The following is a 3,446-nucleotide window of genomic DNA, read 5'->3' on the forward strand; positions in this document are numbered from 1 at the left end:
CGGAGTTGCCGCACGCGTTCACCGGTACGCCCACCGGGACCGCGGCGCTGTTGCCCGCACCGACGCCGGGCGAACCGTGCGTCTCACCGTGTGCGACGGAGCCACCGCCGTGGTGACCCGAGCCACGGTGGCCTGAGTCGTGGTGCCCGGAGTCATGGTGGCCTGAGTCGTGCTCGCCCGAACCATGGTGCCCGGAGCCGCGATGACCCGAGCCATGGTGGCCGGACCCTTGATGACGGGAACCGTGATGACCGGAGCCGTGGTGACCGGAGCCGTCACCGTGGTCCGAGCCGTGGCCGTGGCCGTGGTCCGAGCCGTGGCCGGCCGGGGCTTCGTGGCCGGACGTGGCCGGCTTCCGGTGCTTTCCCGTGGGCGTGGCGCAGGAGTTGCCGAAGGCCGGGTTGAGGCCGGCGACCACGTTCGCGGAGTTGCCGCACGCGTTCACCGGTACGTCCACCGGCGCCCCCACGCTGTTGCCGGACAGCACACCGGGCGAGTCCGCTGCGACCCCGTCCGCGTTCGAGTCGGCGAACGCCTGGGAGCCGTACAGGGACAGGATGCTCGTCGCGGCGGCGGCCACGACCATTCCCTTGCTCAAGGTCTGTCGCACTCTCGTTGTCTTCTCTGCTGGTAGAAGTGGGAAAAGCCGGCCTTGGCACCGGAATGCGGTCCAAGGCCGGCGTGACACAGCCGGTCGGCTGATGCGTTACGACGTCAGTCGTTTTCGCACTCGTTGCCGAACGCCGGGTTCAGCAGGCCGACCACGTCGATCGTGTTGCCGCACACGTTGACGGGAACGTGAACGGGAACCTGGACGACGTTGCCCGAGAGGACACCTGGGGAGCCCACTGCGGCGCCCTGCGCGCCGGCGTCGGCGAAGGCGGGGGCCGCCATTCCGAGAGCCATCACGGCTCCGGCGATGACAGCTGCGCTCTTCTTGTGATTCACGTGCTTTCCCTTCTTTGCGGTCATGCCCCTGTGACGGCCGAAACCGAGCGAACACATTCTGGCTGGCTCGCAGCACGACCTCGGGCTGTAAACGAGGAACGGAGGTCCGAAGAAACTACGTAATGTGAACCGTTTGACAATTCACTCGAACGCACCGAACAGGCGCCACGCCCCGGAGGGGCAGTACCGCACACAACGCGGGGGCACCAGCGAAACAAACGCGGTGAAAAACCGGGGCTGCCCGCACACGACGTCAGCGGACAGCCCAGGCGGTGCCGAATATGCCGAATTCGGCTTAGTCGCCGTTCGCCGACAGAACGGACAGGTCCTCCAGGATGTGCGACAGAGCGGCGTCGCGCTTGGCCTGGGTGGAGTTCTCGGTGCACTGCTGCGCGAGGTCGTCCGACAGGATCGGGACATCCTGGATCGGGACGATGTTCACGATGGGGACGTTGATGTCCTCCAGGGCCACACACGGCTTGTTGAGCGTCCCCTGGACCAGCGAGAGCTGAGGGCTCATGTCGCCCTTGGTCGCCGAGTTGCCGAACGCCGACGTGGCACCGTTTCCGTTGGCCACAGACGGTCCGGAGTCGTCGCCCACGGCAAGCGCCTGGGGAGCGGCCGCCACCGACATACCGATGACAGAAGCGGCAGCCGCCGCGGCGAACATTGCCTTCTTAAGCACTTCGCGTTCCTTTCCTAGTAGCGACGCATGTCCTACGGCCTATCAACCGGCAGCGTCGGAATAGGTTGCGGGTGTTCACCCGCTTGGCCCGCATTGAATCCGTGAACAGGCAGGATTGACGACGGCCCGATCGCACTCGCGCACGCTTCCCGTGTAGACCGTCGGAGTGAACGGGAGAAACCATACGGCGCCCATGCAGTTGAACCAGAGCGCTCCGGTGGACGGGGTTTTCCTCAGAAAGGACTGGCCAATGATCAAAAAGGTTCTTGCCACCGCGGCAATCGCCGCCTCCGTCGTAGGCGCTTCCGCTGCCGTGGCCCCGCAGGCGCTGGCGATCGGTGACGACAGTGGTCCGAACACCGCGAACGGCAACGCCGCCGCGCAGTACTACGGCAACTCCGCCACGTACGGCAACATGAGCCCGCAGATGGCGCTCATCCAGGGCTCCTTCAACAAGCCATGCATCGGTTTGAACGACATCAACGTTCCGGTGGTCAACCTGATCCCGATCCAGGATGTCCCGATCCTGTCGGACGACATGAACCAGCAGTGCACCGAGAACTCCACTCAGGTCAAGCGCGACGGCGCGCTGGCGCATCTTCTGGAAGACGTGTCGGTCCTCTCCACCAGCAGCGAGGACGAAGGCCGCGGCCGACGCTGAGCCGACTTGAGGGCGGGACCACCGAGCACATCGGTGGTCCCGCCCTCTTCGTGTGCCGGCGCCCGGTGTTCGCTGCTGCCTCGGCGTACCGGCCGGCGTGGCCGAGGACACCTCCCCCGGGCCTGCCGGCGGTGCCCCGTTCGGCCCACCCGGGGCGTCAAGCCCGGCCGGACGCGGGCCGATGAACGGATCATGACGTCGACGCACTCGCCCGCCCTTCCCTCGTACCGCAGAACCCGCCCGCCCTCGTCCTCCTCCGCCCTGTCGCTGCCACCCGGGTCCCGGCCCGGATCAGGGCCCGGATCAGGGCCCGGCGCCGCGTGGGCGGGTCTGCTGCGGGTGGCGGTGTGGCTCGTTCCCGCGCTCCTGGTGGCCTGCGCGGGGTTCCGGCGGCGGTGGATGTCCGACGATGCCTACATCTACGTACGGACCGTGCGGCAGGTGCTGGCGGGGAACGGGCCGGTGTTCAACGCGGGTGAACGGGTCGAGTCGTCGACCGGCACCCTGTGGCAGTGGCTGCTCGCCGGGGCCGGGGCGGCCGGCGTCGATCCGGTGCCGGCGGCGGTGTTCGGGGGGCTGCTGCTGACCGCCGCCGGGTTCGCGCTCGCGGGGATCGGCGCGCTGCGGACGTACGGCGGACGCGCGGCCGTGCCGCTGGGGTCGCTGGTGCTGCTCGGGCTGCCGCCCGTGTGGGACTTCGCCACCTCGGGGCTGGAGACGGGGCTCGCCACCTGCTGGATCGCGGGGGCGTGGCTGGCGCTGACGACGCGGCCCTGCGCCCTCTCGACCTCGGTGGTCATCGGGCTCGGGCCCCTGGTGCGGCCCGATCTGGGGCTGGTGACCGTGGTGTTCCTGGGCGCCCAGTGGCTGCTCGTACGGCCGTCGTGGCGGGGCGCGCTCGCAGGTGCGGGGGCGGCGGGTGCGCTGCCGGCCGCGTACGAGGTCTTCCGGGCCGGGTACTACGGGCATCTGGTGCCGCTGCCCGCCGTGACGAAGGAGGCCTCGCAGAGCCTGTGGGGGCGGGGCCTCGGGTATCTGGCGGACTTCGCGCATCCCTATCTGTTGTGGGTGCCCGCGCTGTTCGTGGCGGCGGCCGTGGCCGTGCTGGTGCCGTGCGGGGGTCTCCGCGGGCCCCGGCCCCGGCCCCGGCCC

The 3,446-nt window shown here is 69.3% G+C and carries 4 protein-coding genes and 1 pseudogene; 2 read left to right on the forward strand and 3 right to left on the reverse strand.

The features are described 5' to 3' along the window. From AOK01_RS40190 to AOK01_RS40200, 3 genes are all read right to left on the reverse strand, one after another. Nucleotides 1-610 (reverse strand): chaplin (locus AOK01_RS40190; protein ID WP_213862222.1); only part of this gene is annotated, 610 nt, incomplete at its 3' end. A gap of 104 nt (nucleotides 611-714) precedes the next feature. Then, a complete protein-coding gene (locus AOK01_RS40195) occupies nucleotides 715-906 on the reverse strand; it encodes a chaplin (protein WP_281181507.1) in 192 nt (63 codons plus the stop codon). Between the two features lie 337 nt (nucleotides 907-1,243). After that, the gene (locus AOK01_RS40200; protein WP_055520604.1) at nucleotides 1,244-1,633 is read right to left on the reverse strand and encodes a rodlin; all 390 of its coding nucleotides are present in this window, start codon (nucleotides 1,631-1,633) and stop codon (nucleotides 1,244-1,246) included. A gap of 250 nt (nucleotides 1,634-1,883) precedes the next feature. On the opposite strand from AOK01_RS40200, the gene AOK01_RS40205 reads away from it, so the two are divergent. Together AOK01_RS40205 and AOK01_RS40210 are read left to right on the forward strand one after the other, a co-directional pair. After that, the gene (locus AOK01_RS40205; protein ID WP_055520606.1) at nucleotides 1,884-2,294 is read left to right on the forward strand and encodes a rodlin; all 411 of its coding nucleotides are present in this window, start codon (nucleotides 1,884-1,886) and stop codon (nucleotides 2,292-2,294) included. Between the two features lie 192 nt (nucleotides 2,295-2,486). Next, nucleotides 2,487-3,446, forward strand: a pseudogene (locus tag AOK01_RS40210) (hypothetical protein); the annotation flags it as partial.

It is taken from the genome of Streptomyces aurantiacus, from assembly GCF_001418335.1.
Lineage (GTDB): Bacteria > Actinomycetota > Actinomycetes > Streptomycetales > Streptomycetaceae > Streptomyces > Streptomyces aurantiacus.

What these genes read in the sequence shown, in the direction of transcription:
- AOK01_RS40195 (WP_281181507.1), bottom strand. Translation starts at nt 906, where the DNA reads ATGGCTCTCGGAATGGCGGCCCCCGCCTTCGCCGACGCCGGCGCGCAG.
- AOK01_RS40205 (WP_055520606.1), top strand. Translation starts at nt 1,884, where the DNA reads ATGATCAAAAAGGTTCTTGCCACCGCGGCAATCGCCGCCTCCGTCGTA.